26 protein-coding genes and 1 pseudogene are annotated in these 26,143 nt (G+C 74.6%); 9 read left to right on the plus strand and 18 right to left on the minus strand.

Translation table 11 applies throughout. The features are described from left to right. Positions 1-30: 30 nt before the first annotated feature. From LWC35_RS13365 to LWC35_RS13380, 4 genes are all read right to left on the minus strand, one after another. On the minus strand, positions 31-921 hold the full coding sequence (locus LWC35_RS13365; protein ID WP_232870418.1) for a DMT family transporter: 891 nt from the start codon (positions 919-921) through the stop codon (positions 31-33). Between the two features lie 130 nt (positions 922-1,051). Continuing rightward, positions 1,052-2,083, minus strand: coding sequence for an LLM class flavin-dependent oxidoreductase (locus tag LWC35_RS13370; RefSeq protein ID WP_232870419.1), 1,032 nt, complete (start codon positions 2,081-2,083; stop codon positions 1,052-1,054). A gap of 48 nt (positions 2,084-2,131) precedes the next feature. After that, positions 2,132-2,788, minus strand: a complete 657-nt coding sequence (locus LWC35_RS13375) for a DUF1990 family protein (protein WP_232870420.1) — start codon at positions 2,786-2,788, stop codon at positions 2,132-2,134. 47 nt (positions 2,789-2,835) lie between these two features. Beyond that, positions 2,836-3,057 (minus strand): hypothetical protein, encoded by a 222-nt coding sequence (locus LWC35_RS13380; protein ID WP_232870421.1) that lies wholly within the window; start codon positions 3,055-3,057, stop codon positions 2,836-2,838. A gap of 64 nt (positions 3,058-3,121) precedes the next feature. On the opposite strand from LWC35_RS13380, the gene LWC35_RS13385 reads away from it, so the two are divergent. Further along, positions 3,122-3,883, plus strand: a complete 762-nt coding sequence (locus tag LWC35_RS13385) for a DUF1990 family protein (RefSeq protein ID WP_232870422.1) — start codon at positions 3,122-3,124, stop codon at positions 3,881-3,883. 214 nt (positions 3,884-4,097) lie between these two features. On the opposite strand, the gene LWC35_RS13390 is transcribed toward LWC35_RS13385, so the two are convergent. Further along, positions 4,098-4,796: a fasciclin domain-containing protein gene (locus LWC35_RS13390; protein ID WP_232870423.1), complete on the minus strand. Its 699-nt coding sequence runs from the start codon at positions 4,794-4,796 to the stop codon at positions 4,098-4,100. Between the two features lie 292 nt (positions 4,797-5,088). On the opposite strand from LWC35_RS13390, the gene LWC35_RS13395 reads away from it, so the two are divergent. Continuing rightward, positions 5,089-5,367, plus strand: a complete 279-nt coding sequence (locus tag LWC35_RS13395; protein WP_232870424.1) for a hypothetical protein — start codon at positions 5,089-5,091, stop codon at positions 5,365-5,367. 391 nt (positions 5,368-5,758) lie between these two features. On the opposite strand, the gene LWC35_RS13400 is transcribed toward LWC35_RS13395, so the two are convergent. Next, complete coding sequence (locus LWC35_RS13400; RefSeq protein WP_232870425.1) at positions 5,759-6,475, minus strand: M24 family metallopeptidase; 717 nt, start codon at positions 6,473-6,475, stop codon at positions 5,759-5,761. A gap of 77 nt (positions 6,476-6,552) precedes the next feature. Here LWC35_RS13400 and LWC35_RS13405 point away from each other — a divergent pair, with 77 nt between their 5' ends. Next, positions 6,553-7,557, plus strand: a complete 1,005-nt coding sequence (locus LWC35_RS13405; protein ID WP_232870426.1) for an arsenic resistance protein — start codon at positions 6,553-6,555, stop codon at positions 7,555-7,557. On the opposite strand, the gene LWC35_RS13410 is transcribed toward LWC35_RS13405, so the two are convergent. Continuing rightward, positions 7,544-7,867 carry a putative quinol monooxygenase gene (locus LWC35_RS13410; RefSeq protein ID WP_232870427.1) on the minus strand — a complete coding sequence of 108 codons (324 nt, stop codon included), beginning with the start codon at positions 7,865-7,867 and terminating at the stop codon, positions 7,544-7,546. The genes LWC35_RS13405 and LWC35_RS13410 overlap by 14 nt on opposite strands. A gap of 259 nt (positions 7,868-8,126) precedes the next feature. Here LWC35_RS13410 and LWC35_RS13415 point away from each other — a divergent pair, with 259 nt between their 5' ends. Both LWC35_RS13415 and mdlC read left to right on the plus strand, forming a co-directional pair. Then, positions 8,127-9,368, plus strand: coding sequence for an MFS transporter (locus LWC35_RS13415; RefSeq protein ID WP_232870428.1), 1,242 nt, complete (start codon positions 8,127-8,129; stop codon positions 9,366-9,368). Then, positions 9,365-10,957, plus strand: coding sequence for a benzoylformate decarboxylase (mdlC, locus tag LWC35_RS13420; protein WP_232870429.1), 1,593 nt, complete (start codon positions 9,365-9,367; stop codon positions 10,955-10,957). The genes LWC35_RS13415 and mdlC overlap by 4 nt, the downstream gene beginning before the upstream one ends. 339 nt (positions 10,958-11,296) lie before the next feature. Here the strand turns inward: mdlC and LWC35_RS13425 are convergent, their stop codons facing one another. Next, entirely contained in the window at positions 11,297-11,755 is a 459-nt protein-coding gene (locus LWC35_RS13425; RefSeq protein ID WP_232870430.1) for a MarR family winged helix-turn-helix transcriptional regulator, read from the minus strand. 59 nt (positions 11,756-11,814) lie between these two features. Between LWC35_RS13425 and LWC35_RS13430 the strand changes: the two genes are divergently transcribed. Further along, positions 11,815-12,192, plus strand: coding sequence for a cupin domain-containing protein (locus tag LWC35_RS13430; RefSeq protein WP_232870431.1), 378 nt, complete (start codon positions 11,815-11,817; stop codon positions 12,190-12,192). A gap of 70 nt (positions 12,193-12,262) precedes the next feature. On the opposite strand, the gene LWC35_RS13435 is transcribed toward LWC35_RS13430, so the two are convergent. The 10 genes from LWC35_RS13435 to LWC35_RS13480 all read right to left on the minus strand — a co-directional run bounded on the left by LWC35_RS13435 (position 12,263) and on the right by LWC35_RS13480 (position 22,245). Continuing rightward, a complete protein-coding gene (locus LWC35_RS13435) occupies positions 12,263-12,664 on the minus strand; it encodes a DoxX family protein (protein ID WP_232870432.1) in 402 nt (133 codons plus the stop codon). A gap of 40 nt (positions 12,665-12,704) precedes the next feature. Continuing rightward, on the minus strand, positions 12,705-13,175 hold the full coding sequence (locus LWC35_RS13440) for a GNAT family N-acetyltransferase (RefSeq protein WP_232870479.1): 471 nt from the start codon (positions 13,173-13,175) through the stop codon (positions 12,705-12,707). 67 nt (positions 13,176-13,242) lie between these two features. Then, positions 13,243-15,066 carry an L-lactate permease gene (locus LWC35_RS13445; protein WP_232870433.1) on the minus strand — a complete coding sequence of 608 codons (1,824 nt, stop codon included), beginning with the start codon at positions 15,064-15,066 and terminating at the stop codon, positions 13,243-13,245. Between the two features lie 120 nt (positions 15,067-15,186). Beyond that, a complete protein-coding gene (locus LWC35_RS13450) occupies positions 15,187-15,378 on the minus strand; it encodes a ferredoxin (protein WP_232870434.1) in 192 nt (63 codons plus the stop codon). Further along, positions 15,378-16,562, minus strand: coding sequence for a cytochrome P450 (locus LWC35_RS13455; protein ID WP_232870480.1), 1,185 nt, complete (start codon positions 16,560-16,562; stop codon positions 15,378-15,380). Before LWC35_RS13455 ends, LWC35_RS13450 begins: the two co-directional genes overlap by 1 nt. Before the next feature lie 223 nt (positions 16,563-16,785). Then, positions 16,786-17,358 (minus strand): DinB family protein, encoded by a 573-nt coding sequence (locus LWC35_RS13460; RefSeq protein WP_232870435.1) that lies wholly within the window; start codon positions 17,356-17,358, stop codon positions 16,786-16,788. A gap of 88 nt (positions 17,359-17,446) precedes the next feature. Further along, positions 17,447-18,793 (minus strand): (Fe-S)-binding protein, encoded by a 1,347-nt coding sequence (locus tag LWC35_RS13465; RefSeq protein WP_232870436.1) that lies wholly within the window; start codon positions 18,791-18,793, stop codon positions 17,447-17,449. Beyond that, positions 18,790-19,887 carry an FAD-binding oxidoreductase gene (locus LWC35_RS13470; RefSeq protein ID WP_232870437.1) on the minus strand — a complete coding sequence of 366 codons (1,098 nt, stop codon included), beginning with the start codon at positions 19,885-19,887 and terminating at the stop codon, positions 18,790-18,792. The genes LWC35_RS13465 and LWC35_RS13470 overlap by 4 nt, the downstream gene beginning before the upstream one ends. Positions 19,888-19,913: 26 nt before the next feature. Further along, the gene (locus LWC35_RS13475; RefSeq protein WP_232870438.1) at positions 19,914-21,368 is read right to left on the minus strand and encodes an FAD-linked oxidase C-terminal domain-containing protein; all 1,455 of its coding nucleotides are present in this window, start codon (positions 21,366-21,368) and stop codon (positions 19,914-19,916) included. A 94-nt stretch (positions 21,369-21,462) separates the two neighbouring features. Beyond that, positions 21,463-22,245 (minus strand): IclR family transcriptional regulator, encoded by a 783-nt coding sequence (locus LWC35_RS13480; RefSeq protein ID WP_232870439.1) that lies wholly within the window; start codon positions 22,243-22,245, stop codon positions 21,463-21,465. A gap of 90 nt (positions 22,246-22,335) precedes the next feature. Between LWC35_RS13480 and LWC35_RS13485 the strand changes: the two genes are divergently transcribed. The 3 genes and pseudogenes from LWC35_RS13485 to LWC35_RS13495 all read left to right on the plus strand — a co-directional run bounded on the left by LWC35_RS13485 (position 22,336) and on the right by LWC35_RS13495 (position 26,066). After that, positions 22,336-24,483 (plus strand): malate synthase G, encoded by a 2,148-nt coding sequence (locus tag LWC35_RS13485; RefSeq protein WP_232870440.1) that lies wholly within the window; start codon positions 22,336-22,338, stop codon positions 24,481-24,483. Positions 24,484-24,547: 64 nt separating this feature from the next. Next, positions 24,548-25,747, plus strand: coding sequence for an MFS transporter (locus LWC35_RS13490; RefSeq protein WP_232870441.1), 1,200 nt, complete (start codon positions 24,548-24,550; stop codon positions 25,745-25,747). After that, positions 25,744-26,066: pseudogene (locus tag LWC35_RS13495) on the plus strand (hypothetical protein). The gene LWC35_RS13490 and the pseudogene LWC35_RS13495 overlap by 4 nt, the downstream one beginning before the upstream one ends. The last annotated feature ends 77 nt before the right edge of the window (positions 26,067-26,143 follow it).

Below are 26,143 nucleotides of genomic sequence, written 5' to 3' on the forward strand. Positions count from 1 at the left end.
TTCCGGCGGCGGGGTGTGCGGTCCCCGGCCTCAGCCGCGGGACGTCGCGCCGACCGGTACCGGCGCGTCCGGTTCCGCCGCCGTGACGGCGGGCCGGCGGGCGGACAGCAGGCCGACGCCCACCGCCGTCACCACCAGTCCGAGCACGCCCAGGGCGAGCGTGAGCGGGGACGTGCCGAACGGCTCGCCGAGCACGAGGACGCCCATCGCGCCCGCCGTGAGCGGGTCGAGGAGGGTGAGCACCGCGAGCGGGGCGCCCAGGCCGCCGCCGCGGTAGGCGTGCTGTGCGAGCGCGGTGCCGACGAGCGCGGCCGCGGCGGTGAGGGCGACCCGCTCCGGGGTCAGGTGGCCGAGCAGCATCGTCTTCGCGGTCGCGGAGGCGAGGCCGAAGCACAGCGCGGCGCCCACCGAATAGCAGACGGCGGCCCCGCGGGGCAGCCGGCGACCGCACACCAGGCCGGCGCCGGCGGCGACCACGACGGCGGCCGCCAGCACCCCGACGACGGGCCAGAACCCCAGCCCGGCGCCCGCCGCCGGAGGCGCGCCGTGCGGGCCGTGGTGCGGCACGGCCGCGAGCACCGCCGGCAGGCCGAGCGCCACGCAGAGCACCCCGGCCCAGGAGCGCGGACTGATCGGCGTGCGGTTCACCCGCGCACCGAGCACGAGGGCGATCGCCAGGCAGGACACCCCGATCGGCTGCACGACGACGAGCGGGCCGGCGCCCAGCGCCGCCACGTGCAGGGTCGCGCCCGTCAGCGTCGCGCCGACGGCCGCCCACCACACCCGGCGGCGGACGAGCCGGGCCATCAGGCCGAGCCCGGCTGCGGACTGCCGCGACGCCTCGCGCTCCTGCAGCACCGCGGAGATCGCGTAGAACACCGCCGAGGCGACCGCGAGCAGGATCGCGAGGGGGATCAGCACGCCCGTGAGGGTACGGGTCCGCAGCCGCCGATTCGCGCCCCCGCCAGGCGAATCGACAGTTTCGACGATCCCGCCGCCGGGATCCTCCCGCCTCCCGCCGTGCCGTCCGGTTCGGGTCCGGGCGGGAGCGTCAGGCCGCCGCGGGTCGCCAGCCGATCGCCGGCCCCAACCGCGTCGCGATGTCGGTGAGGATCTGGACGTAGTCCTCCTGCGCGAAGCTGAACGGCAGCGCGAACACCACCTCGCGCACCGCGCGGAACCCGGCGTGCGCGTGGAGCTGCGCGGCGATCTCGTCGGCCGGGCCGACGAGATCGCGGGCGAAGAGCATCCGGGCCGGGCCCTGCGGGGCGGCGGTGCGCGGCAGCCGGGCCGCGGCGTAGGCCTCGTACTTCGCGCGCTGCTCCGGGGTGGCCGTGTCCGTCGGCACGACCACGAGCCCCTGCGAGACGCGGGCGGCCGCGCCTGCGGGGTGCGCCGCGCGGAAGGCGTCGATGTGCGCGCGCTGGATCTCGGCGAAGTCGGTGCCCGCGGCACCGTCCTCGGCCCGGACCACGCTGCTCGTCAGGAGGTTCATGCCCTGCTCGCCGGCCCGGCGGGCGGACCCGAGGCTGGCCGCGCCGTACCACATGCGGCCGCGCAGGCCGGGGGAGTGCGGCTCCACCCGGTCGGAGAAGACCTCGATGCCCTCGGTGCCGGAGAAGGAGCTCGCGGGCTCGCCGGCGACGAGCCGCAGCAGCCGGTCGACCCGTCCGGGCCCGAAGTCCTCCTGCCCGGCGGTGTCCGGGTAGAGCGCGTCGGCGACCGCGTCGAAGTGCATCGGCGGTCCGACGCTCACCCCCGGGTTGAGCCGGCCGCCGGACAGGACGTCGACGGTGGCCAGGTCCTCGGCCAGCCGCAGCGGGTTCTCCCACCCCAGCGGGGTCACCGCGGTGCCCAGCTCGATGCGCCGCGTGCGCTGCGAGGCCGCGGCGAGCACCGCGACCGGGGAGGAGATGCCGTACTGCAGGTGCCGGTGGCGGACCCAGGCGCTATCGAACCCGAGCCGCTCGCCCAGCTCGATCATGCGCAGGGTCGTCTCGTGGCCGGCGCCGGGGGCGGCGCCGTCGAACGAGCCGATGGTGAGGAAACCCAGCTTCTCCAGCGGTTCCGACGGCGCGGGCATGCGTCCATCATCATCCGCCGGCGCGCGGCGCCGGGCCGTGGGGTGCGATCAGGAGCAGACCCCGGGCCGGACGAGGTCGACCGCGAACCGGTCACGCCACCGTTCCGGCCGCTCACGGGGCACGATCACCAGACCGACCTTCGGCTCGTCGTCCCCCGGAGGGTCGGCGTCGATCAGCTCCCGCACGCGCTGTCCCACCCGCCGGTAGAACTCGAGCTGCAGCGTGCGCCCGAACAGTCTCCAGCCGAGCCGGAGGACTGGGTTGGGCACGGGACCGCGGCGGGAGTAGGCGTGGATCCAGAAGGTGACGCGCCCGGTCTCGGGGTCCTTGGCCACCTCGTAGCTCAGCCGGCCCTGCTCGAGGTGCCCGCACAGCGTCTGGTAGGTCCAGCCCCACACGCGCTTGCCGTCGCGGACCGTGTCGTAGGCGTCCGTGACCCGGACCGGCATGAGGAAGCGGAGGAACAGGAACCGGCCCTCCAGCACCATGTCCCGGCCGAGCAGCGGGTCGTCTCGACGGTAGACGCCCCGCAGGATGCGGTCGTCGGTGAACTCGTAGTTGCGCACGATCCGGCAGGCGCGTTCGAAGGGCCCGTCGCGCTCGGGCGGGCCGGGGGCCTCGGTGCCGAGCTCGGCGTAGCCGGAGTCGACGTGCCAGCGCCGGTCGCGTGTGGTGGTGGGCGCCTCGTCCTCGGGATAGTTCACCGGCAGGCCGGCGAGGTACGCGACCTCGGCCTCCAGCGCCGCGCGGTTCAGCGGGACTCCTCGCGTCGCACCGACTCGCTGATCAGCCAGAAGGTCGGCGGCCAGAGCCCGACGAACAGGGCGCGGCGCTCGGCGTTGCCCCGTTCCTCCTGGTCGACCGTCTTCGCCCGCATCCACAGCCCGATGCAGAGGGCGATGCATCCCAGCGACACGCTCTGCAGGTGGATCGCGCGGACGCCCGCGCGCCGGAGGATCGTCCCGATGGTCACGCGGCATGGGTTCCCGCTCGCCGGGTACTCACACGCGATGCTCCGTTCCCATGCCCGTCGGCCGGTGACGGGCTCGCGAGGTTCGCGCCGGGTCGGCGCGCTCGTCCGGTGGCCCGTCGGCGTGGGCATCGTGGCCTGGCGCTATCTCTGGCGGACGACCGTCACGCACCGCAGCGAGGAGGACGGGGACGCCTCCGACCTCCCGGAGCCGCTCCCGCCGGAGGTGTGCGACGACCGGGTCCAGCACCTCGAGGACGGCCACGGGGACCTGCTGCACCGCACCTACTCCGTGCGCGTCGCCGGCGGCCACCGGACGCCGGAGGAGCTGCTCGCCCTGCTCGCGCGGGACCCGAACGTGTGGTCGCCGTCGGGGATGGCGGTCTTCCGCCGGACGAAGGGCAGCGACGGCGCGATGACGGTGGGCGACGAGTTCCTGATCCGCTTGCCGGGGCCGTGGGACGGGCCGGTCCGCGTGGTCGGGTCCGGGCCGCGGCACTTCCGGCTGGCGACGCTGCACGGGCACCTGGAGGCCGGGCAGATCGAGTTCCGCACCGAGCAGGCGGGGGAGGACGTCCGGTTCGTCATCGAGTCCCGGGCCCGCCCCGGCGACCGGCTGTCCCACCTGCTCTACGACCGGCTGCTCGTCGCCAAGGAGGTGCAGCTGGTGATGTGGACGCACGTCTGTCTGCGCGCGGCGAAGCTGACCGGCGGGCGCCCGCAAGGTGGCCTCACCGTGCGGACGCGCAGGCTCCGGGCGCCCGTCCACACGGACGCCGCGACACGCCCGGCCGGACCTGATTGCGGGAATTCCCCGGAACAGGTGTAGGCCGCGGACGGGGTGGGGACCCCGGGAGCGAGGCAGACCGCGACTGTCCGTCGTTGGGGAGCGGATCGGACAGTCCTTCGGGCCGGGGCCGCCGTGATCGGGGTGGCGGCCCCGGCCTCGCCTCGTCCGGATCCCGCCGGGGGCATCGGGCCGCAGGCCGTCCCCGCCCCCCGCGTCTGCAGGATCAGCGCGTTCAGGATCAGCGCGTGCAGGATCAGCCCGCCGGCATCAGCACCTCGTCGATCACGAACACGGTGGCGTTGGCGGTCGGGATGTTGCCGCAGAGCACCTTCGCGGTGTTGCCCTTGCCGTCGGTTACGGTCGGGGCCTCGGGGGTACCGCCGATCGTCACGGTGCCGCCGGCGAGCTCGGTGGTGGTGCCGGCGGCGACCAGGCCCGCGGCGTCGTAGCGCTGCGGCACGACGTGGTAGGACAACAGCCCGCCGAGCTGCTGCTGGTTCGCCAGCAGCCCGTTGAACGCCTGGTCACCCAGCTGCCTCTGCACCTGGTCGAAGGCGCCGTCGTAGGGCGCGAACACGGTGATCCCCTGCTGGGCGTCGAGGGTGTCGGCCAGGCCCGGGACCTTGCCGACCGCCGTCACCAGCATGGTGAGCAGCGGGTTGGTGCTCGCCGCGCTCGCCACCGGCTGCGGCCCCATGTCGGCCAGCGAGCCGGGCGCGTCGCCCTGCGGCAGCCGGTTGCAGGCCGGGCCGAAGACGTCGGCGTCGGTGGTCACACCGTCGCCCGCGGCGCCGGACATCGGCGCCGCCGACGTCGGGGCGGCCGACACCGGGGTGGAAGCCATCGGCGACGCCGAGGCGGCGGTGTCCGAGGAGCCGGACCCGCACGCGGCGAGACCCAGGCTCAGCGCGGCGGTCGCGCCGGCGGCGGCGACCCGGAAGGGCTTGTTCATCGTGTTCTCCTGCGGTTCCCGGCCCGGCTGTTCCGGCCCGTCGTCGACTTCTTCGACGCCTTTCGGGAATGCGGTTCGACGTTCTTCGCGCTTCGTTCTCGAGGCCGTTCCGGTTCGCCCCGGAAGAGTGGTCGTCCGGGGCCGTCGGGGCGGGCGGGAGCAGGGGCGGGCAGGCTCTAGGTGTCCGGCGCAGCTAGGGAAGAGCCGCAGCGATGACCATGCGGGAGGGCCTTACGACCATGGGGGCCGAGGCGCATACTCGCCCCCCTCTCGACGCGTGGAGGAGGTCGTCATGCATTACGGAGTGGTCCACGAGATACGCGACCCCGCAGGGTGGGACCGGGTGATGAACTCGAATCCTCAGCTCCCGGAAGGCTTCGTGCTCCTCGCGAGCGTCACGCAGGACGACGCCGCCCGGGCGATGTGCATCTGGGAGGCCCCCAGCCTCGACGGGCTGCAGAGCCTCCTCGACGGGGCGTTCGGGGACGCGGTCGTGAACGACTGCTTCCTCGCCGACTCGGCCCGTTCGGTCAACCTGCCGGCGGCACGGCCGGAGGCCGCACCGGCCTGACCGGCGGAGAACGCGGGACGCCCGGGCAGGGGCACCGTGCCCGGACGTCCTGTCGTCGGCGGTCGTCGCGCCCTCGCTCCCGGCGACGACGCTCCCCGCTCAGCCGACCTGCCCGCTCGCGACGAGGTGGCTCGGGTCGCGGGGGCGACCCGGCCCGGTTCGGGCGACACGGCGTAGCCGGTGAACGCGCCCCCGGGCGGCAGGGTGGTGACGTCGGTGCCTCCGGAGGTGGCGTCGAACGTCCCGAGCGGCACGGGGGCCGCGCCCGCGGCGCCGCTCAGGCCCCACAGGACGTAGACCGAGCCCGCGCGGTCGTTCGACGGCAGGTCCGCGACCACCACACGGCGGGCCCGCGCCCCGGTCACGACGGCGGCCACGGGCTCCCCGGACCTCAGCGGTGCAGGGTCAGCAGCTGCTCGAAGAACCCGCCGAACCCGTTCTGGCGGTCCACGAGGTGCACCTCGAGGATCCAGTGGCACTGCCGGCCGGACGGGTCGGTGCGGCGCATCGGGTGGTCGCTGCCGGGCGCGATGTAGCTCTCGATCCGCTCGCCGTCGATCCACTCGTGCGGGAACTCGCCCACCAGGTGACCGCTGTGCACCCCGCCGAACTCCCAGCCCGCCTCCTCGGCCAGCCCGACGACGTGCGCGTACAGCTCCGCCCCGCTGATGTCGGGGTGCGCCTCGAAGTGGGCGCGGCCGGCGTCGAAGATGCGCGGCAGGTCGTCGCGCAGGCGGTGCTTGACCGGGTCGTCGCCCAGCACGAAGGTGCGCCCGAAGTCCGCCTCCCACTCCGCGAAGATCGGCCCGAGGTCGAGGAAGACGATGTCGTCCTCCTCGATCAGCCGGTCCGGCGGGTTCTCCTTGTAGGGCAGCAGCGTGTTCGGGCCCGAGCGCACGACCCGCTTGTGCCAGTGCCGGTCGGTGCCGAAGAGATCGGCGCCGAGGTCGCGCACCCGGTCGCTCACCGTCCGCTCGGACTCGCCCGGGGCGATCAGCCCGCGCCGCCCGGCCTCCTCGAACAGGTGCAGGGCCTTGCGCTCCGCCTCGACGAGGTTGCGGGCGCGGGCCTCCTCGTCGACGGGTGCGGTTCCGGTCGCGTCGCTCATCGATCGCCTCCTCGCGTCCCCCCGACCCTAGGTCGACACCGGGCCCGCTTCTAGGCTCGGCGCGAGGAGGGGATCGGGTGGTCCGGTGGCTGGAGCGGCGGCAGGTCCCGCTGTACGTCGCGGCGATCCTCGCCGGGGTGACCCTCGGGCTGCTCGCGCCGGCCGCGGGCCCGGGCCTCGGCGTGGCCGTCGGGCCGGTGCTCGGCGCGCTGCTCTACGCGACGTTCCTGCAGGTCCCGGCCCGTGAGCTCGCCCGGTCGCTGCGTGCGGGCCGGTTCCTGGCGGCGGTGCTGGTGGCCGACTTCGTGGTCGCGCCGCTCGTCGTGGCGGCGATGACGCCGTTCCTGCCCGCCGACGTCGCGGTCCGCACCGGCGTGCTGCTGGTGCTGCTCGCCCCGTGCGTGGACTACGTCGTGGTCTTCACCGGGCTGGCCGGGGGCAGCGCGGGCCGGCTGCTGGCGGCCACGCCGCTGCTGCTGCTCGCCCAGATGGCGCTGCTGCCGCTGCTGCTGGGCCTGCTGCTCGGGCCCGCGGCGGCCGGGGCCATCGCGCCCGGCCCGTTCGTCGAGGCCTTCGTCGGGTACATCCTGCTGCCGCTCGGCCTCGCCTGGCTCACCCAGGCCTGGGCGGCGCGGCATCGCAGCGGCGAGGTGGTCGCGGGCGCGGCCACGGCGGCCATGGTGCCGTTGATGGTGGCGACGCTGCTGCTCGTGGTCGCCTCGCAGGTCCCGGGGCTGGGGGCGGTCCGGGCGGTGCTCGGCGCCGTGCCCTTCTACGTGGTGTTCCTGCTGGTCATGGTGCCGCTCGGCGCCCTGGTGGCCCGGCTCTTCCGGCTCGGGACGGCCGACGCCCGGGCCGTGGCGTTCACCGGTGCGACGCGGAACTCGCTCGTCGTGCTGCCGCTGGCCCTCGCGCTGCCCGCCGGGCCCGTCGTCGCGGCGACGGTGGTGGCGCAGACGCTCGTCGAGGTCGTCGGGATGGTCGTGGCCGTGCGCGCGGTGCCGCGGGTGGTCGCGCCGCTGCTCCGCGGGACGCCGGGGCGCCCCGCGGAGCGTGCTCCGGGCGGGCCTACTCCGGGGTGACCTCGGCCATGTCGTTCCAGGCCTCGCCCTCGAGGTCCTGGTAGTTGATCTTCGGGCGCTCGGCCACGACCGTGCCCATCCACGGGAAGAAGTTCTGGGCGTGCTCGGTCTGGACGTGCGCGGAGCCGGCGTCGCCGTCCCGGAAGGTCTCGACGATCGCGAACTCGTTCGGCGTGGTGCCGCTCTCGTAGAAGTCGAACGAGACGTTGCCCGGCTCGGCCCGCACGTTGTCGGTGTACTCCTTGATGCCGGCCAGCCAGTCCTCGCGCTTCGCGGGCTTGATCTTCACCTTGAGCACGATCAGGATCACGGGCACCTCCGCAGGTCGATGGTCGGCCCCGGGCACCCCACCCGGGACGGTGGGGGCAGCCTCCCACCCCCGCACCGGCGGTGGTGTCTCAATCGGCGACGACCCGCCCGTCGGGTGAGGCCGGCCGGAGGGGCCCGCGGAACGTCCCGCAACCCGTCCCGCCGCCCGCCGCGTCGTTTCCGTTGAACGGAAGATTGCCCTGACACGCGTCGGACGGCCCGCTCATACTCCGGCGATCGGGACACCGAGGGAGGGTTCCATGACGACGGAGTCAGCGGGAACGGCGAGCGGGTCGGGGGCGCGTGCCGGATGGGTCGCGCCGCTGTGCTGGTCCGCGGTCGCCCTGGAGGGGTTCGACCTGGTGGTGCTCGGGGTGGTCCTCCCGGTGCTGCTGCGTGACCCGTCGTGGGGGCTGAACCCCGCGTCGGCCTCGCTGATCTCGGTCGTGGGCCTGGTCGGCGTGATGGTGGGCGCGCTCGCCGCGGGCCCGCTCACGGACCGCTTCGGCCGCCGCACGATGCTCCTGGTCACCGTCACGTCGTTCTCGGTCCTGACGCTGCTGTGCGCCTTCGCGCCCGGGCCGGTGCTGTTCGGGCTGCTCCGCTTCCTCGCCGGGCTCGGGCTCGGCGGCGTGCTCCCGGTGGCCATCGCGATGGTCAACGAGTTCGCCCGGTCCGGCCGCGGCGGCAGCGCCACGACCGTGGTCATGACCGGCTACCACGTCGGTGCCGTGGTCACCTCGCTGCTCGGCATCGTCGTCATCCCGTCGCTGGGCTGGCGGGCGATGTTCGTGATCGGGGCGCTGCCCGCGCTGGTCCTGGTGCCGCTGGTGTGGGCCCGGCTGCCGGAGTCGATCCCGGTCGAGCGCGCGCCCGCCGCCCGCCGCAGCCCCGTCGCGACGCTCTTCCGCGGGGGTTTCCTGCGGGCCACGATCGCCTTCTGGGTGACCTCGTTCATGGGCCTGCTGCTGGTCTACGGCCTCAACACCTGGCTGCCGGAGATCATGCGCTCCGCCGGCTACGCGCTCGGCGCCGCGCTGGCCCTGCTGCTGGTGCTCAACGTCGGTGCGGTCCTCGGGCTGCTGCTGGCCGGCCGTGTGGCGGACCGGATCGGCGTGCGGACCTCCACGATCGCCTGGTTCACCGCCGCCGCCCTGTTCCTCGCGCTGCTGGCGATCAAGCTGCCCGGCGTCGGGGTCTACGTGAGCGTGCTCCTCGCGGGCGTGTTCACGTTCAGCTCCCAGGTGCTCGTCTACGCCTACGTCAGCCAGTACTACCCGGCCGAGGCGCGCGCGACCGCGATCGGCAGCGCCTCCGGCGTCGGCCGGCTCGGCGGGATCTGTGGCCCACTGGTCGGCGGCATCCTGCTGTCCACCGGCCTCGCCTACCCCTGGGGCTTCTTCGTCTTCGCGGTCGTCGCCGCGATCGGCGCGGCCTCGGTCGCCGTGGTCGGGCGGGCGCGCAGTGCCGAGGCCGCGGACCGCCGGATGGAGACCGCATGAGGACGGTCCGGGACGCCACCTTCGACGTCCTGCGCCGGCACGACCTCACCACGATCTTCGCCAACCCCGGCTCCACCGAGATCACGCTGCTCACCGACCTGCCCGCGGACCTGGAGTTCGTCCTGGCCCTGCACGAGGGGTCCGTGGTCGGCGTCGCGACGGGCTGGGCCACCGCGCACGACCGGCCCGCGCTCGTCGTCCTGCACACCACCGCGGGGCTGGGCAACGCCGTCGGCGCGCTCGCCACCGCGCGGGTCAACCGGGTGCCGCTGGTGGTCGTCGTCGGGCAGCAGGACCGGCGGCACCTGGCCTTCCGGCCGTTCCTCACGGGCGAGCTGGAGGGCCTGGCCGGCCGCTACCCGGTCTGGACGACGACGCCCGCCCGGCCGCAGGACGTCCCGTCGGCCGTGGCCCGGGCCCACCACGAGGCCGTCGCCGGCCGCGGGCCCGCGCTGGTCGTGGTGCCCAGCGACGACTGGGCCGAGCCGGCGGGCGACGAGGTCGCCGCGCCCGCGGTCGTCCGACGCGGCGCGCGGGCCGATCCGTCGGTCGTCGAGGAGCTGGCCGGGGCGCTGTCGGCCGCGGCCTCGCCCGCGCTCGTGGTCGGCGCCGACGCCGACGGCGAGGCGTCCTGGGCGGCGCTCGTCGCCCTCGCCCGGCGGCTCGACTGCCCGGTGTGGCAGGAGCCGTTCGCCGCGCGCGCCGGGTTCCCGCAGGACCACCGGCTGTTCGCCGGGCACCTGCCGGCCGGGCGGGCCCGGCTGCGCGAGGCCCTCGCACCGCACGACGTCGTCCTGGTCGTCGGGGCGCCGGCCTTTCGGCAGTACCCCTACGAGGCAGGCCGGTTCGTGGGCGAGGGCACGCGGTTGCTGCTGGTCACCGACGACCCCGAGGACGCCCACCACAGCCCGGTCGATCTGGCCGTCGTCGCCGATCCGGGCCCGGTGTGCCGGGCGCTGGCCGACCGGCTCCCGGCGCGGCCCGGGTCACGGTCGTTCCCGAAGGTGAGCCCTCCCGAGCCACCGGCGGAGGGGGAGCCGCTGCGCGCGGCGCACGTCCTCGCCGCCCTGGCCGCGCGGGTGCCGGCGGAGACGGTCGTGGTGGAGGAGACGCCGTCGAGCCGGCCGGACCTGCACCGGCTGCTCCCGGCCCGGCGCCCGCTGGGCTTCCTCTCCGCGGCGATGGGCGGGCTCGGCTTCGGCCTGCCCGCCGCGATCGGTGTGCGGATGGCCCGGCCGGACCGGCCGGTGGTCGCGGTGGTGGGGGACGGGTCGTCGCTGTACGGGATCCAGGCGCTGTGGACCGCCGCGCACTACGGCGTCGGCGCGCTGTTCGTGGTGCTGGCCAACGGCCGTTACGCGATCATGGACCGGCTCGCCGAGAAGCAGGGCGGCGCCGCGCCCTGGCCCGCGTTCACCGAGGTCAGCGTGAGCGGGCTGGCCCGGTCCCTCGGCTGCCCGGCCCGTGTGGTGCCGACGGCGGGCGAGCTGGTGGAGGCGCTGGACGCGGTCGGCCCGACCCTCGCCGACCGCACCGAGCCGCTGGTGCTGGAGGTGGTGGTCGAGCCCGACCCGACCTTCGACCCCTGACCGGCGAAGTCCCCGGAGTCGCGCTCCCCGACACCGCGAGTCGCGAGTTCCGGTCGCGCGAGTCGCGAGTTTCGGTCGCGCGAGTCGGCAGTTCCGGTAGCGCGAGTCGCGAGTTCCGGTGGCGCGAGTCGCGAGTTCCGGTCGCGCGAGTCGCGAGTTCCGGTCGCGCGAGTCGGGAGTTTCGGTCGCGCGAGTCGGCAGTTCCGGTAGCGCGAGTCGCGGGTTCTGGTGGCGCGAGTCGGGAGTCCCGAACTCGACGGGCGCCATACCGGACGTCGATGCGGTGCGTCGCGAGCCGTCGGTTGCGGCTCCGCACAGCGCGCGCTCGGGCATGACGGGTCAGCGGGTGAACCAGGAGGGGGCGTCGAGGCGGGGGCCCGAGGTGATTCGGCCGAGCGCGTCCTCGATCGTGCGGACCGCGTCCTCCCCGAGCTCGCGGACCCAGCGCGCCCTGAGGTCGTCGAAGATCGCGGCGGAGCGGGCGAGCAGGTCGCGGCCGCGGGCGGTGGGACGCACGACGACGCGGCGGGCGTCGGTGGGGTCCGCGGCGCGCTCGACGTAGCCGGCGGTCCCGAGCGCCGCGATCGTCTTGGCCGCCGCCTGCTTGGTCACGCCGAGCCGCCTGCCGAGCTCGGCGGCCGTCGTGCCCTCACCGACGGCCTGCAGCGCGAAGCCGTGCATCGGCCGGGCTTCGGGGTGACCCTGCTCCGCCAGATCCTCGTGCAGCGCGTCGACCAAGGTCTGGAAGCCGGCGAGCAGCAGGAGCGGCAGGGCGAAGCCGGGGCGCTCAGTTGACACGGTCGACAACCAGGTTCACCATATCGACAACCATGTTGTCGAGCTTACCGGAGGCCACCATGTCCGTCGTCCGCCGCGCCGACCGGCGCGTCCACGAGACCCCGAACGCCGTGATGACCACCCTCGCGTCGCCCACCCTCGGTGGTGCCGCGCAGTCGCTCTGGCAGGTGCGGATGCGCCCGGGCCAGGCCGGTCCGGACCACGTGATGGACGTGGAGCAGGTGTGGACCGTCGTCGACGGCGGGATGACGCTGCGGAGCGCCGACGACGAGACCGTGCTGGCCGCGGGGGACACCGCGGTGCTGCCGGCCGGTTCGCCCCGGCGAATCGTCGCCGACCCCGATCACGGGCTGTCCGCGCTCGTCACCGGTCCCGGCGCGGGGCGGGCCCTGCTCCCGGACGGCACCGATCGCGGCGTACCGGACTGGGTCCGCTGAGCACGCAGAACAAGGGCGCGCCGGGGACCCCTCGACCCCGGCGCGCCCGCGGACCCGGCGCGGTCGTCGGTCAGCGCCGGAACAGCGCCGCGATCTCGTACCGGCGCACCCAGGCGATCAGCGCGAACAGCACGCCCAGGACGATCGGGGTGTAGAGGTACTCGGCCATGCCGATCACGAAGACCTGGAAGAGCGCGGCGCCGATCATCAGCGCCACGAGGCAGGCGGCCGCGAGCCCGGCGACCAGCGGGATCATCAGGCCGATCCCGCCCGCGACCTCCAGCGCCCCGATGACGTAGCGGAACCAGTCGCCGGCGCCGATGGCGTCGAAGGTCTGCACGGCGGTGGCCTCGCCGAACAGCTTGGGCGCGCCAGAGGCGACGGCCATGAACAGGCCCAGCACGACCTGCAGGACGTAGAGGGCGATCCGGCCCTTGCTGCGGGCGGGGGCGGCGGTACCGGCGGCGATCATGGTCTCGGTCCTCTCGATCGGTGCGGCCTCTGCCGCGGCGTCAGAGGGGAGACCGCATCTCCGCCTGGAACTCATCGCCGCCGGCCACAACGTCCCTGCGCAGGATCATCTCGGGGTCCGCGGGCCGTTCCAGCAGCGTCTCGTCGGGCCCCGTGAAGCCGAAGCGCGTGTAGAGGCCGTGTGCGTCCCGCGTGTGCAGCGACCATCGCATCCCCGGCCCGCCGGCGAGCATCGTCTCGACGAGCGCGACGCCGAGCCCGTGGCCGCGCACCGACGGGTCCACCCAGACGTCGGCGAGGTAGGCGAAGGACACGCCGTCGGACACCGCCCGGGCCGACCCCAGCGTGCGGTCGCCGCGGTAGACGCCGACCACCCGCCAGGCGGCGTCGAGCTGGCGCTCCAGGTGCTCGCGAAGCCGCCAGCGACCCCAGTACGCGTCCGTGGACAGCCAGGCCCAGACGGCGTCGCGGTCCAGCCGGGCGGGGTCGTCGTCGATCTCGAACCCACCGATCACGCGCTTCACCCGGCCACCCTCGCAGGCGCGGCCCGCTGGGGCAGCCGGATTCGGGGCGCGTGCCCTACGGCAGCATCCAGCCCAGCACCGGCGTGGACTGCAGGTAGATCAGGATCGCGAGCACCAGCAGCATGCCGAGGCTCCACCCGACGACCTTCCGCAGCAGCACGCCCTCCTGGCCGTCGAGCTTGACCGCGGCCACGGCGATCGTGAGGTTCTGCGGCGACAGCATCTTCCCGAGCACGCCGCCCGACGAGTTCGCACCGGCCAGCAGCTCCGGCGGCAGCCCGGCCGTGTTGGCCGCGGTGACCTGCAGCGAGCCGAACAACGCGTTGGACGACGTGTCCGAACCGGTGACGGCCACCCCGAACCAGCCGAGCAGCGGCGACAGGAAGGCCAGCGCGCCGCCCGCGCCCGCGATCAGCAGGCCGATCGCGGTGGTCTGCGCCGACGCGTTCATGACGTAGGCCAGCGCCAGGACCGCGGCCACGGTGAGGATCGCCCACTTCAGGTCCGCGACGGTGCGCCCCCAGATCCGCACGGCCTCCGCGGCGCCGATGCCGAGCACCGCCGCCACGATCACCCCGGCGATGAGCATCAGGGTCCCGGCGGTCGACAGCCAGGTCAGCGAGTACTGCGTGGTGCTGCTCGCCTTGCCGTTCATGGCGACGACGTCGAGTCCGGGCCAGTGGAACGCCAGCTTCAGCTTGTCGACGCCGGGCTTGATCCCCGGCAGCTGCACGATCGCGAAGACCAGCACGATGATCACGTACGGGGCGTAGGCGCGGCGGATCTCGCGGGGGTCGTCGACCCGGGCGCCCGACCGCACGGTCGCGACCGCCTCGGCGCCCTCGGGCGAGGTCCCGGCAGGGACCGGCCCCCCGGTCGGCCGGGGGTCACCACCGCGGCCGGACCCTCCGGTGCCCTCACCGGAGGAGTCCGGACCGCCCGCCCCGACCAGGCTCCCGCCGTCGGGTCCGGGCTCGGCCTCGGGCTCGCCGCCCGGCCGGCGCGCGGCCCACACCGCGTGCGGCATCGCCCGCGCGACCACCACGACGGCGACGGCGGACAGCAATGCGGCCAGGATGTCGGTCAACGGCACGGAGACGTAGTTCGACGTCGCGAACTGGACGATCGCGAAGACGACGCCGGCGACCACGGCGGGCACCCACGCCTCCCGCACGCCCCGGCGCCCGTCGACCAGGAACACCAGGACCAGCGGGACGAACAGGGCCAGGAACGGGGTCTGCCGGCCGACCATCGAGGCGACGTCGCCCAGCGGGAGCCCGCTGACCTGCGCGAGCGTGATCACGGGGACGCCCATCGCGCCGAACGCCACCGGCGCGGTGTTCGCGACGAGCGCCAGCACGGCCGCCCGCAACGGGCGGAAGCCGAGCGCGACCAGCATCACCGCACTGATCGCGACCGGGGCACCGAAGCCGGCCAGCGCCTCGAGCAGCGCGCCGAAGCAGAAGGCGACGAGGATCGCCTGCGTCCGCCGGTCCGAGGACAGCGCGCCGAAGCTGCGCCGCAGCACGTCGAAGTGCCCGGTGGCGACGGTCATGTTGAACACCCAGAGGGCGTTCACCACGATCCACATGATCGGGAACAGGCCGAAGAACGCGCCGTGCGCCGCGGCCAGCAGCGCCATGCCGACGGGCATCGCGAATCCCACGATCGCGACGACCAGCGACGCGACCAGCCCGGCCAGCGCCGCCCACTGTGCCCGCACGCGCAGCGCTCCCAGCGCGACGAGCACCACCGCGAGCGGCACCACCGACACCAGGGCCGACCACCCCAGGGAGCCGCCGACGGCCTTCGGGTCCTGCTGGTAGACCGCCAGGACCGGCCCCGCCAACGGTCCGGACAACACCGTCGCAGACGTCATGGTCGCGGAGTGTGCGCCGCGTCACCCGAGTCGGCAGCGTGGACTGGGCCGAACGGGTGGCCGCGCCCGCCGGATGCGGCCGAACCCCAGGTCGGGACGCGGTCCCTTCCCGGTCCGGACTCAGCTCTCCGTGATCGACAACGCCCCGGACGGGCAGGCGTCGACCGCCGCCCGCACCTTCTCGTCGACCTCCGGGGCCCCCTCCAGGAGCACCACGATCCCGTCGTCGTCCTGGTCGAACACCGCGGAGTCGGTCATCACGCACATCCCGGCGCCGATGCACACCCCGCGGTCGGCCCTCAGCTCGCTCATCACGCTCCTCCCCACGCCACGGGCAGGCTCTCCATCCCGTAGACGACGTTGAACGACCGGAACCTACGATCTTCCGACGCCGGCCGCAGGTCCGGGAACCGCTGCAGCAGCGCGGGGAAGGCGATCCGCATCTCCATGCGGGCCAGCGGCGCGCCGAGGCAGTGGTGCACCCCGTGCCCGAAGGCGACGTGCCCGAGCGCGCCGCGCCGGACGTCGAGCCGCTCCGGGTCCTCGACCAGGGCCGGGTCCCGGTTGGCGGCCGGGATCGAGAGCATGACCAGATCGCCCTCCGCGATCGCGTGACCCGCGATCTCGGTCGGCCGGGTCACGGACTTGAACGTGCCGGAGTGCACGATCGACAGCCAGCGCAACAGCTCCTCGACCGCGGGCCCGATCGCCTCGGGATCGTCCCGGACCAGGGCGAGCTGGTCGGGGTGGTCCATCAGCGCCAGCGTGCCCAGCCCGAGCATGTTCGACGTGGTCTCGTGGCCGGCGATCAGCAGCAGGTTCGCGATACCGACCAGCTCGTCCGTGGTGAGGTCCGCACCGTGCTCGCGCACCAGCATGCCGAGGAGCCCGTCGCCCGGGTGCGCGCGTTCGCGCGCGACCAGGCTCGTCATGTACTCGCGCTGCTCCTCACCGGCCCGCAGCCGCTCGTCCGTCGGCCTGGACAGGTCGAGCAGCTTGGCGCTGCGCCGCTGGAACTCCGCCCGGTCCTCGTACGGCACCCCGAGCAGCTCGCAGATCACCAGGGACGGGACCGGCAGCGCGAAGTCGGCGACCAGGTCCGCGGGCGGCCCCGCCTGCGCCATGGCGTCGAGGTGCTGGTCGACGATCTGGCGGACCCGGGGCTCCAGCCGCTGCATCCGGCGCCCGGTGAACTCCGGGGTGAGCATCCGCCGCAGCCGCGTGTGCTCGGGCGGGTCGAAGGCCAGCAGGTTCCCGGCGCGCATCCGGGCGAGCTCCTCCGGGCTGCGCTCCGGCATGCCCGGCAGGCCCGGCATGCGCCGGTGCGGCTGCCACGCGTTGCTGAACGTGGTCGCGTCGCCGAGCACCTCGCGCACGTCCGGCCAGCGCGTGACCAGCCAGGCCTCGAGCCCGAACGGCGTGCGCACCTTCCGGACGCCCTCGCCCTCGCGGATCGCCCGCAGCTCGGGCGCCGGATCGAAGCCCGCCCGCTGCATGTGCAACGGCAGCTCCTCGACGCTCCTGCCGGCGAGTGCGGTCTCCGACGCCGCCTCCGCCGTCCCCTCGTCCGGACGCGTCCGCGCGGTCTCCGTCATTCGGCCTCCCCGTTCCGTTCGCCCCCTCCCGTCACTCTCACATCGTGCGGCCGGACGGGCACACAGCGCGCTGAGAGGGCGCTGAGCGAGCCGGACATCTCACCCACGACCCGGGCGCAGGGTCTCACCCGAGCAGGTTCCGGTACAGGTCCCGGAGCAGCAGGATCTCGGCGCCGTGGTGGATCGCCTCGCGGTGGATGTGCAGCACCAGGTCCGCCAGCGGGAACTCCGCGTACGGTCCCTCCGCCGGGCCGCACGGCCGGGCCAGCCCCGCGTCGTCGAGCGCCTCGACGCCGCCGATCCACGCCGCGTAGGCCCGGTCGAGCTGGCGCAGCCCCTCGGTCGCGGTGCCGGCGTAGGCGTGCTCCTCGTAGGAGGTCGGCGGGCCGCCGAAGTGCGCGGCCGCCCGCACGCCGAACACACCGACGATCAGGTGCGCCATCCGCCAGGCGATCGTGGTGAGCGGCGGGGGGTCGGGTTCGGGGAACGCGACGTCGACCCGGAACCCGCCCGTGCCGGTCTGGATCGCGCCCGGCGCGGGCCGGCCCACCGGGCGGACGCTCCACCCCGGCGCCGGCTCCCAGAGGTACTCCTCGTCCGTCAGCCCCTCGAGCTTCGGCCGCAGCAGGGCCTGCCAGTGCCAGGACAGCTGCTCGGCGAGCCGGGTGGCGGCGGTGTGCGCGGTGGTGTCCGTCATGGCGCGCACGCTAGCCCCGGCCCCCGACAGGACCGGTGTCGTGCGGGGCGAGGGGTGCCGGAGCACCCTGCGCCCCGCACGAGCAGCCTCAGCTGCGCGGAACCGGCACGTTGCGGATGCTGGCGTCGAGCAGCTGGACCGGGTGCAGCAAGGGCAGGTCCGCGCCCGTGCCGTCCTTGAGGTGCTTGCCGATCTGCAGCAGGCAGCCCGGGTTCGCGGTGACGACCACGGCGGGCTCCACCGACCGGACGTTGTCGGCCTTGCGCCTGCCCAGCTCGTCGGCCGCCTCGGGCATGATCATGTTGTAGATGCCCGCGGAGCCGCAGCACAGCGCCGCCTCCGGGATGTCGAGCACCTCCAGCTCGGGGATGCTGCGCAGCACCTCCCGCGGCTGCGTGCGCACCCCCTGGGCGTGCCCGAGGTGGCAGGCGTCGTGGTAGGCGACCCGCGCGGGCACCGGCGAGCGCGGGGCGCGCGGCCCCAGCTCGGCGAGCACCTCGTGCACGTCGCGCACCCGCGCGCTGAACTCCTTCGCGCGCCGGGCCCACTCCGGGTCGTCGGCCAGCAGGTGGGCGTAGTCCTTCATCGAGGACCCGCAGCCCGCCACGTTGGTCACGACGTGGTCGACGTCGAGCCGCTCGAAGCGCTCGATCGTGCGCTTCGCCCGGGCGAGCGCCGGGTCCTCGCGGCCGGCGTGCAGCTCCAGGGCCCCGCAGCACTGCTGGTCGCGGGGGACGAGCACGTCGAGGCCCTCGGCCGCGAGCACCCGCACGGTGGCCTCGTTGACCCGGTGGAAGAACACGTCCTGCACGCAGCCGGACAGCAGCGCGACCCGGCCGCGCCGCTCGCCGACGGCGGAGGTGTGCACCGGCAGTGTCGCGAACGCCTCCCGCACCGTGACGGGCGGGAGCAGCGACTCCAGCGCGGCCAGCCGCCCCGGCAGCTTCGCGGCGAGCCGCCGGACGGCGGGCACGGCGGCCAGCTTCTGGTACAGCGCCCCCGGCAGGGCCGCCGCGCGCAGCCGCCGCTTGTACGGGAACAGCGCGAAGATCGCCTCGCGGAACATCCGGTCGGCCGGGGTCCGTGGGACGTTGCGCTCGAGCTGCGGGCGCACCGACTCGAGCAGCTTGTCGTACTGCACGCCCGAGGGGCATGCCGTCACGCACGCCATGCAGCCCAGGCAGGCGTCGATGTGCTGGCGCAGCGGCCCCTCCAGGCCGATCTCGCCCTTCTCGGCGAGGTCCATGAGGTAGATGCGCCCGCGCGGCGAGTCCATCTCCTCGCCCCACAGCTGGTAGGTGGGGCAGGTCGGCAGGCAGAAACCGCAGTGCACGCAGTCGTCGAGCAGCTCCCGCGAGGGCGGGTGGTGCTCGTCGAAGGCGCTCGGGCCGGTCTGCGGCAGGTTGGTGTCGGCGGAGCCGGCGGGTGTGGTCACGAGATCTCCCACGGGTCGAAGCGGCCCGGGCCGAACCGGCCGTCCGGGTCGAACCGCTGTTTGACGGCCTTGTGCACGGCGAGGGCGGACGGCGGCGGCCCCCACGCCGGGGCGTCGAGGTCGGCGGGGCGGGACCGCAGCACGCTCGTCCCGCCGGCGGCGTGCACCGCGGCGTGCGCCTCGGCGACCGCGGTCCCGGGCAGCGACACCGTGGCCACGCCGGTGCCGAGCCCCGCGGTGACGGCCGCGGCCGGCAACCCCTCCAGCACCCCCGGCAACAACGAGGGCCTCACCCCGATCCGGAGGACGGCGGCGCCCTTCTCACCGCGGGTGAGCGCGGCGTGCTCTGCCCACACGGCGGTCCCGTCGCCGTCCGCCACGGTCGCCGCGTCGCCGAGCAGCCGGGTCAGCCGATCCAGCCGGGCCGGCAGGGCCTCCTCGGTCGAGTCGATGCGGACCAGCAGCCGGCCCGACGACAGCCACTCCACGGCCGTGGGCTCGAGCTGCGAGGCCAGCACCTCGCCGGCGAGCCGGGCGGCCTCGGCGAGGTCGCACTCCACGACCACGGTGCCGATCGCCTTCGGCACCGGGTGCAGCCGCAGCACGACCTCGACCAGCACGCCGAGGGTGCCGTAGGAGCCGTGCAGCAGCTTGGCCAGGTCGAACCCGGCCACGTTCTTGATGACGTGCCCGCCCGAGCGGACCACCGCCCCGTCGGACAGCAGCGTGGTGGCCCCGATGACGAGGTCGCGCAGGGTGCCGTGCACCAGCGCGGACGGCCCGGCGTCGGCCGTGGCCACCAGCCCGCCGACGGTCGCCCCGTCGGCCACCCGCGCGGCGTCGAACGACAGGTGCTGGCCGTGCTTCGCCAGCTCCTCCTGCAGCGCCCGCAGCGGCGTCCCGGCGTGCACCGAGACCGTCATGTCGCCCGGGTTGTGGGTGATGACGCCGCTCAGCCCGGTGGTGTCGAGCACGGCGTCGACGTGCCCGAGCCGGCCCGCCCAGTCCGCGGCCGTCCCGGCCCCGGCGATCGAGATCCGGCCTGCGGTGTCGAGGACCGCCTCGCGGGCCTCCTTCAACGACGCCGGTTTCACTGCCGTCAGGGTCCCCTCCCGATCACTCATAGCCGCTCGATCACTCCCGACTCCTCCAGCGGGTGCGGCCGGTACTTCCCGGGCCGCTCCCCGCACAGCCGCGGCGTGGGCAGGACCTTGCCCGGGTTGCAGAGGCCCTCGGGGTCGAAGGCGTCCCGCACCCGCTTCATCACCGCGAGGTCCTCCTCGCCGTACATCTTCGGCATCGAGCACGCCTTGTCCGTGCCGATGCCGTGCTCGCCGGAGAGCGACCCGCCCAGCTCGACGCAGAGCTCGGCGATCGCCCCGGACAGCTCCTCGGCGCGCTCGGTCTCGCCCGCAGCGGCGCTGTAGAGGACGAGCGGGTGGAGGTTGCCGTCGCCGGCGTGGAAGACGTTGGCCACCCGCAGGCCGGCCTCGTCGCCCATGTCGGCGATGCGGCCCAGCACCTCGGCGAGCCGGGTCCGGGGGACCACGCCGTCCTGCACGAAGTAGTCCGGCGAGATCCGGCCGACGGCGGCGAAGGCCGCCTTGCGCCCGCGCCAGATCGCCGCCCGCTCCTCCGGCGAGCCGGCGATGTGCAGCCGGGTGCAGCCGTGGGCGTCGCAGATCTCCTTGACCTGCGCGAACTCGGCGTCGCACTGCTCGATCGGGCCGTCGAGCTCCACGACCAGCGCGGCCGGGACGCCCACCGTGTAGCCGGCGTGCACCGCCTCCTCGGCGGCCTCGATCGCGAGCGTGTCCATCATCTCCACGGCCGCGGGCACGATCCCGGCCGCGACGATGTCCGAGACCACCTCACCCGCCTCGGCGACCGACGGGAAGTCCGCCAGCAGCGTCCGCACCGTCTCCGGGGTGCGCAGCAGCCGCACGGTGATCTTCGTGGTGATGCCCAGCGTGCCCTCGGAGCCGAGGAACACCCCGCGCAGGTCCGGGCCCAGCTGCTCGGCGGAGTCGCCGCCGAGGGTGACCAGCTCGCCGTCGGGCAGGACGACCTCCATGGCCAGCACGTGGTTCGTGGTGAACCCGTACTTGAGGCAGTGCGCGCCGCCGGAGTTCTCCGCGACGTTGCCGCCGATCGTGCACACCTGCTGCGAAGAGGGGTCGGGCGCGTAGTAGAGCCCGTGCGCCGCGGCGGCCGCGGTGATCTCCAGGTTGGTGACCCCCGGCTCGACGACGGCGCGCCGGTTCACCGGGTCGACCTCCAGCACCCGCTTCAGTCGGGCCAGCGAGATCACCACGCCGTCCGCCACCGGCAGCGCACCGCCGGAGAGCCCGGTGCCGGCGCCGCGGGCGACGAACGGCACCCCGTTGCGGTGGCAGGCCTTCACCGCCCGGGCGACGGCCTCCGCGTCGCGGGGGATGAGCACGATCTCGGGACGGACCCGGTACCCGGTCAGTCCGTCGCACTCGTAGGCGCGGGTCTGCACGGGATCGTCGACGACGTCGTCGGGGCCCAGGGCCGCGACGATCGCGGCGCGGGCCACGGGATCGAGGGCCATCTGACCTCCTTGTCACGGCTCGTGGTGGGAACTTCGGAAAGCGTAGGGCGGCACGGGCGCCGCGGCCGTCTCGAATCGGCCGCGGTCGCCGGGGTCAGGCGGTCGCGAGCAGGGTGCCCAGTCGTCGGCCGGCCGCGACGACGAGCGGCGCGATCCGCGCGACCGCCGCGTCGTCCATCCGGGAGAGCGGGCCGGAGACCGAGACCGCGGCCGAGCCGTGCGGCCCGGTCACGGGCGCGGCGACGCAGCGCACGCCGGTCTCCTGCTCGCCCTCGTCGAGCACGTAGCCGCGTTCCCGGGCAACGGCCAGCTCGCGGGCGAACACCTCGGGGTCGGTGATCGTGGTCGGCGTGACGGCCGGCAGGCCGGTGCGCGCGACGATCCCGGCCGCGTCGGCGGGCGGCAGGGCGGACAGCAGCGCCTTGCCCACGCCCGTGCAGTGCACCGGCACCCGGCGCCCGATCTCGGTGAACATCCGCATCTGGTGCGGCGAGGGCACCTGCGCGACGTAGACGGCACGGTCGCCGTCGAGCACCGCGAGGTTCGCCGTCTCGCCGATCTCGGCGACGAGGTCCGTGAGGACGGGGGTGGCCCAGCGGCCGAACTGGCGCGCCGCCGTCTCGCCCAGGCCGACGAGCTTGGGGCCCAGCGTGTAGCGCCGCGAGGGCAGCTGCCGCAGGTAGCCGAGATCGACCAGGGTGCGCACCAGCCGGTGGATGGTCGCCGGGGCGAGCCCGGTCCGGTCGGCGAGCTCGGACAACCCGGCCTCGCCGCCCGCCTCCGCCAGCGTCTCGAGCAGCCCGAACGCCCGCGCCAGCGACTGGACGCCGCCCGCACGGGGTACCTCGGGCCGGGACGTGTCGGTGCCGTCGCTCACAGCGTCGGACCCTACATTCCATGATGCGGAAGCGCCAGTCCGTCTGGTAGAAAAGGCGCCGCACCAGAGTCGAGGAGAGAGGACGCCGCGATGGCCGGCACCGCAGGACTGCAGGTCGACCCCGAGCTCCGGCGGTTCGTGGAGGGCGAGCTGCTCGCGGGCCTGGACCTGGCTCCGGAGGCCTTCTGGAGCGCGCTCGCGGACCTGCAGGGGCGCTTCGCCCCGCGGATCGCCGAGCTGCTCGCCCGGCGGGACGAGCTCCAGGCCCGGATCGACGCCTGGCACGAGGCCCACGGGCCCGGCGAGCCCGAGGCGTACCGGAACATGCTCGCCGAGCTGGGCTACCTCCTGCCCGCCGACGAGCCGGCCGCGATCTCGGTCGGCGCCGTCGACGCGGAGATCGCCGAGGTCCCCGGCCCGCAGCTGGTCGTCCCCGCCACCGTGCCGCGGTACGCGCTCAACGCGGCCAACGCCCGCTGGGGCTCGCTCTACGACGCCTTCTACGGCACGGACGCGCTGCCGCTCGACCACGAGCTCGCCAGGGGCTACGACGAGGAGCGCGGCGCGCAGGTCATCGCCGCCGCCGACGAGCTGCTGGACGAGCTGTTCCCGCTGGTCCAGGGCTCGCACGCGGACGTCACCGCCTACTCCGCCTCGGAGCAGGGCCTGGTCGCGTTCACCGGGGGCGGCGAGACGGCACTGGCCGACACGGCCCAGTTCGCGGGCTTCCGCGCGCCGGACGGCGAGGGCCGCGCCGCGGTGCTGCTGCGCCGCAACGGCCTGCACGTCGAGCTGACGATCGACCCCACGCACCGCGTCGGCCGCCAGCACCACGCCGACGTCGCCGACGTCGTGCTGGAGTCCGCGGTCACCACGATCGTCGACCTCGAGGACTCGGTCGCGACGGTCGACGGCGAGGACAAGGCCCTGGCCTACCGGACCTGGCTCGGTCTGATGACCGGCGAGCTCGTCTCGGAGTTCGAGAAGGGCGGCGAGACCGTCACCCGGCGGGTCCACGGCGACCGCGAGTACACCGGCGCCGACGGGTCCCCGCTGACCCTCCCGGGCCGCTCGCTGATGCTCGTCCGCAACGTCGGGCACCACATGACCACCAACGCGGTGCGCACGGCCGAGGGCGAGGAGATCGCCGAGGGCGTGCTCGACGCGCTGGTCACCGCCACCGCGGCGCAGTACGACCTGCAGGGGAAGGGGCGGTACTCCAACTCCCGCAGCGGTTCGATGTACATCGTCAAGCCCAAGCAGCACGGGCCGGACGAGGTGGCGCTGACCGTCGAGCTGTTCGCCGCCGTCGAGGACGCCCTCGGCCTGCCCGCGCGCACGCTCAAGATCGGCATCATGGACGAGGAGAAGCGCACCAGCGTGAACCTCGCGAGCGCGATCGCGGCCGCGGCGGACCGGGTCATCTTCGTGAACACCGGCTTCCTCGACCGCACCGGCGACGAGATCCACACCTGCTTCGCGGCCGGTCCGGTCGTGCCCAAGGGCGACATGAAGTCCTCGACCTGGCTCAACGCCTACGAGGACCGCAACGTCGACGTCGCGCTGGCCTCCGGGTTCGCCCACACCGCCCAGATCGGCAAGGGCATGTGGGCCAAGCCGGCGGCGATGGCCGCCATGCTGGAGCAGAAGGGGGCCCAGCCGGAGCAGGGCGCCAACTGCGCCTGGGTGCCCTCGCCGACCGCCGCGACCCTGCACGCGCTGCACTACCTGCGCACCGACGTGCACGCGGTGCAGGAGGACCTCGCGAAGCGGGCGATCACCGACCGGGAGAAGCTGCTGGTGCTGCCGGTCCTCACCGAGGAGCTCACCGACGAGCAGAAGACCCACGAGCTGGAGACGAACGCGCAGTCGATCCTCGGCTACGTCGTCCGCTGGGTGGGGCTGGGCATCGGCTGCTCCACCGTGCCGGACCTCGAGGGCGTCGGGCTGATGGAGGACCGGGCGACGCTGCGGATCTCCAGCCAGCTGATCGCGAACTGGCTGCACCACGGCGTGGTCGAGGAGAAGACGGTCCGGGACACCTTCGCGCGCATGGCCACCCTGGTCGACGAGCAGAACGCCAACGAGCCCGGTTACCCGCCGATGGCGAAGGACCTCGACGGCAGCGAGAGCTTCCAGGCCGCCCTGGAGCTGGTCTTCACGGGCCGCACCGAGCCCAACGGCTACACCGAGCGCGTGCTCACCACCTGGCGGCAGAAGGCCAAGCAGCGCGCATGAGGTCTGCGTCTCCCCGGGGAACGCAGCCCGGCGCCGACGGGTTGGTGCCCACGTGGGAGGACGGATGAGGGCGTGGGCGCGTGTCGCGGCGGTGCTGTTCGTCGTCGGCTACGGCGCGAACCAGTTCAGCCCGCTCATGGTCATGTACCGCGAGCAGGGGCACTACTCGGCCACGGTCGTCGCCGCGTTCTTCGGCGTCTACGTGGCCGGGCTGGCCCCGGGCCTGCTCGTCGGGGGCCCGCTGTCGGACCGGCTCGGCCGTCGGCGGGTCCTGCTGCCGGCCCTGGTGGCGTCGGTGCCGGCGAGCGCGGTCCTCGCCGCCGGCGCCTTCTCCGAGGCACTGCTCTACACCGGGCGCTTCCTGTTCGGCGTGGTCACCGGTGTGGCCATGGCCGTGGGGACGACGTGGGTGAAGGAGCTCTCGCAGGCCCCGCACGACCCGGGGGCCGACGCGGGCTCCGGCGCCCGCCGCGCGGCGCTCGCGCTGTCCGCGGGGTTCGGCGTGGGCCCGGCCGTCGGCGGCGTGCTGGCCCAGTGGGCGCCGCTGCCGATGGAGCTGCCCTACCTGGTGCACATCGTGCTCACCCTGCCGGTGATCGCGCTCGCCCTCCGGGCGCCCGAGACCCGGACGCCCCAGGCGACGCCGCGCCGCTCGCTCGTCGCGGACCTGAAGGTGCCGGCGGTGGCGCACCCGCGCTTCCGCGGGCTGGTGCTCCCGCTGGCCCCGTGGGTCTTCGCCGGGCCGGCGCTGTCCTTCGCCGTGCAGCCGGCCGCCCTCGGAGCGGAGCGCACGGCCGGCTACGGGCTGATCTTCGCCACCGGGCTCACCGCCGTGACCCTCTCGGCGGGTGTCGCGATCCAGGCCGCCGCCCGCCGGCTCGACGCCCGCGCCCCGCTCGCCGGCGGGCGGCTCGGCCTGGCGCTGATCGTCGTCGGCACCCTGGTCGCCGCGGTCACCGCGCTGACCGGTTCGCTGGTGGTGGCGTTCGTGGCCTCCGCGGTCCTCGGCGCGGCCTACGGCATCTCGCTGGTCTCCGGGCTGTTGGAGGTGCAGCGGATCGCCGCGCCCGAGCACCTGGCCGGCCTCACGGCCGTCTACTACACGCTGACCTACGGCGGGTTCCTGCTGCCCCTGATCCTCGCGCCGCTGGCCGTGCACGTGCCGTACGCGGTGCTGCTCGTCGTGGTCGCGGCGGTCGCCGCGGTCTGCCTGGCGCTCCTCGTGGTGGCCGGGCGCCGTACGCGGGTCCCCGTTCCGGCGTGACGCTCGAGCTGCGGGCCACGGCGTTCGACCACCCTGACGCGCAGCGGCTGGTCGCCGCGGTCCAGCAGGTCTCCGTGGAGCGCTACGGCGGCCGGGACGCGACGCGCACCGACCCGGCCGAGTTCGCCGTCCCCCACGGGCTCTTCCTGGCGGGCTACGCGGAGGGTGCGCCGGACGCCGCCGGCTGATCCTCGAGACGGGCACGAGACAGCCCGAGGCGATCGCGCTCTACCGCAGCTCCGGCTACGCGCCGATCGCTCCGTTCCGGGTGTACCGGGACGAACCGGGCGGCCTCTGCTTCGCCAAGATCATCGCCTGACCGGCGGGGCTCTTCGGGGGGACCAGTAGGATCGGTGTGAGCGCCGGTTTCCGGCGCACTCTGTCCGAAGCTCGTCA

Origin of the sequence: Pseudonocardia kujensis, from assembly GCF_021283305.1 — a bacterium.
Taxonomy (GTDB): domain Bacteria; phylum Actinomycetota; class Actinomycetes; order Mycobacteriales; family Pseudonocardiaceae; genus Pseudonocardia; species Pseudonocardia kujensis.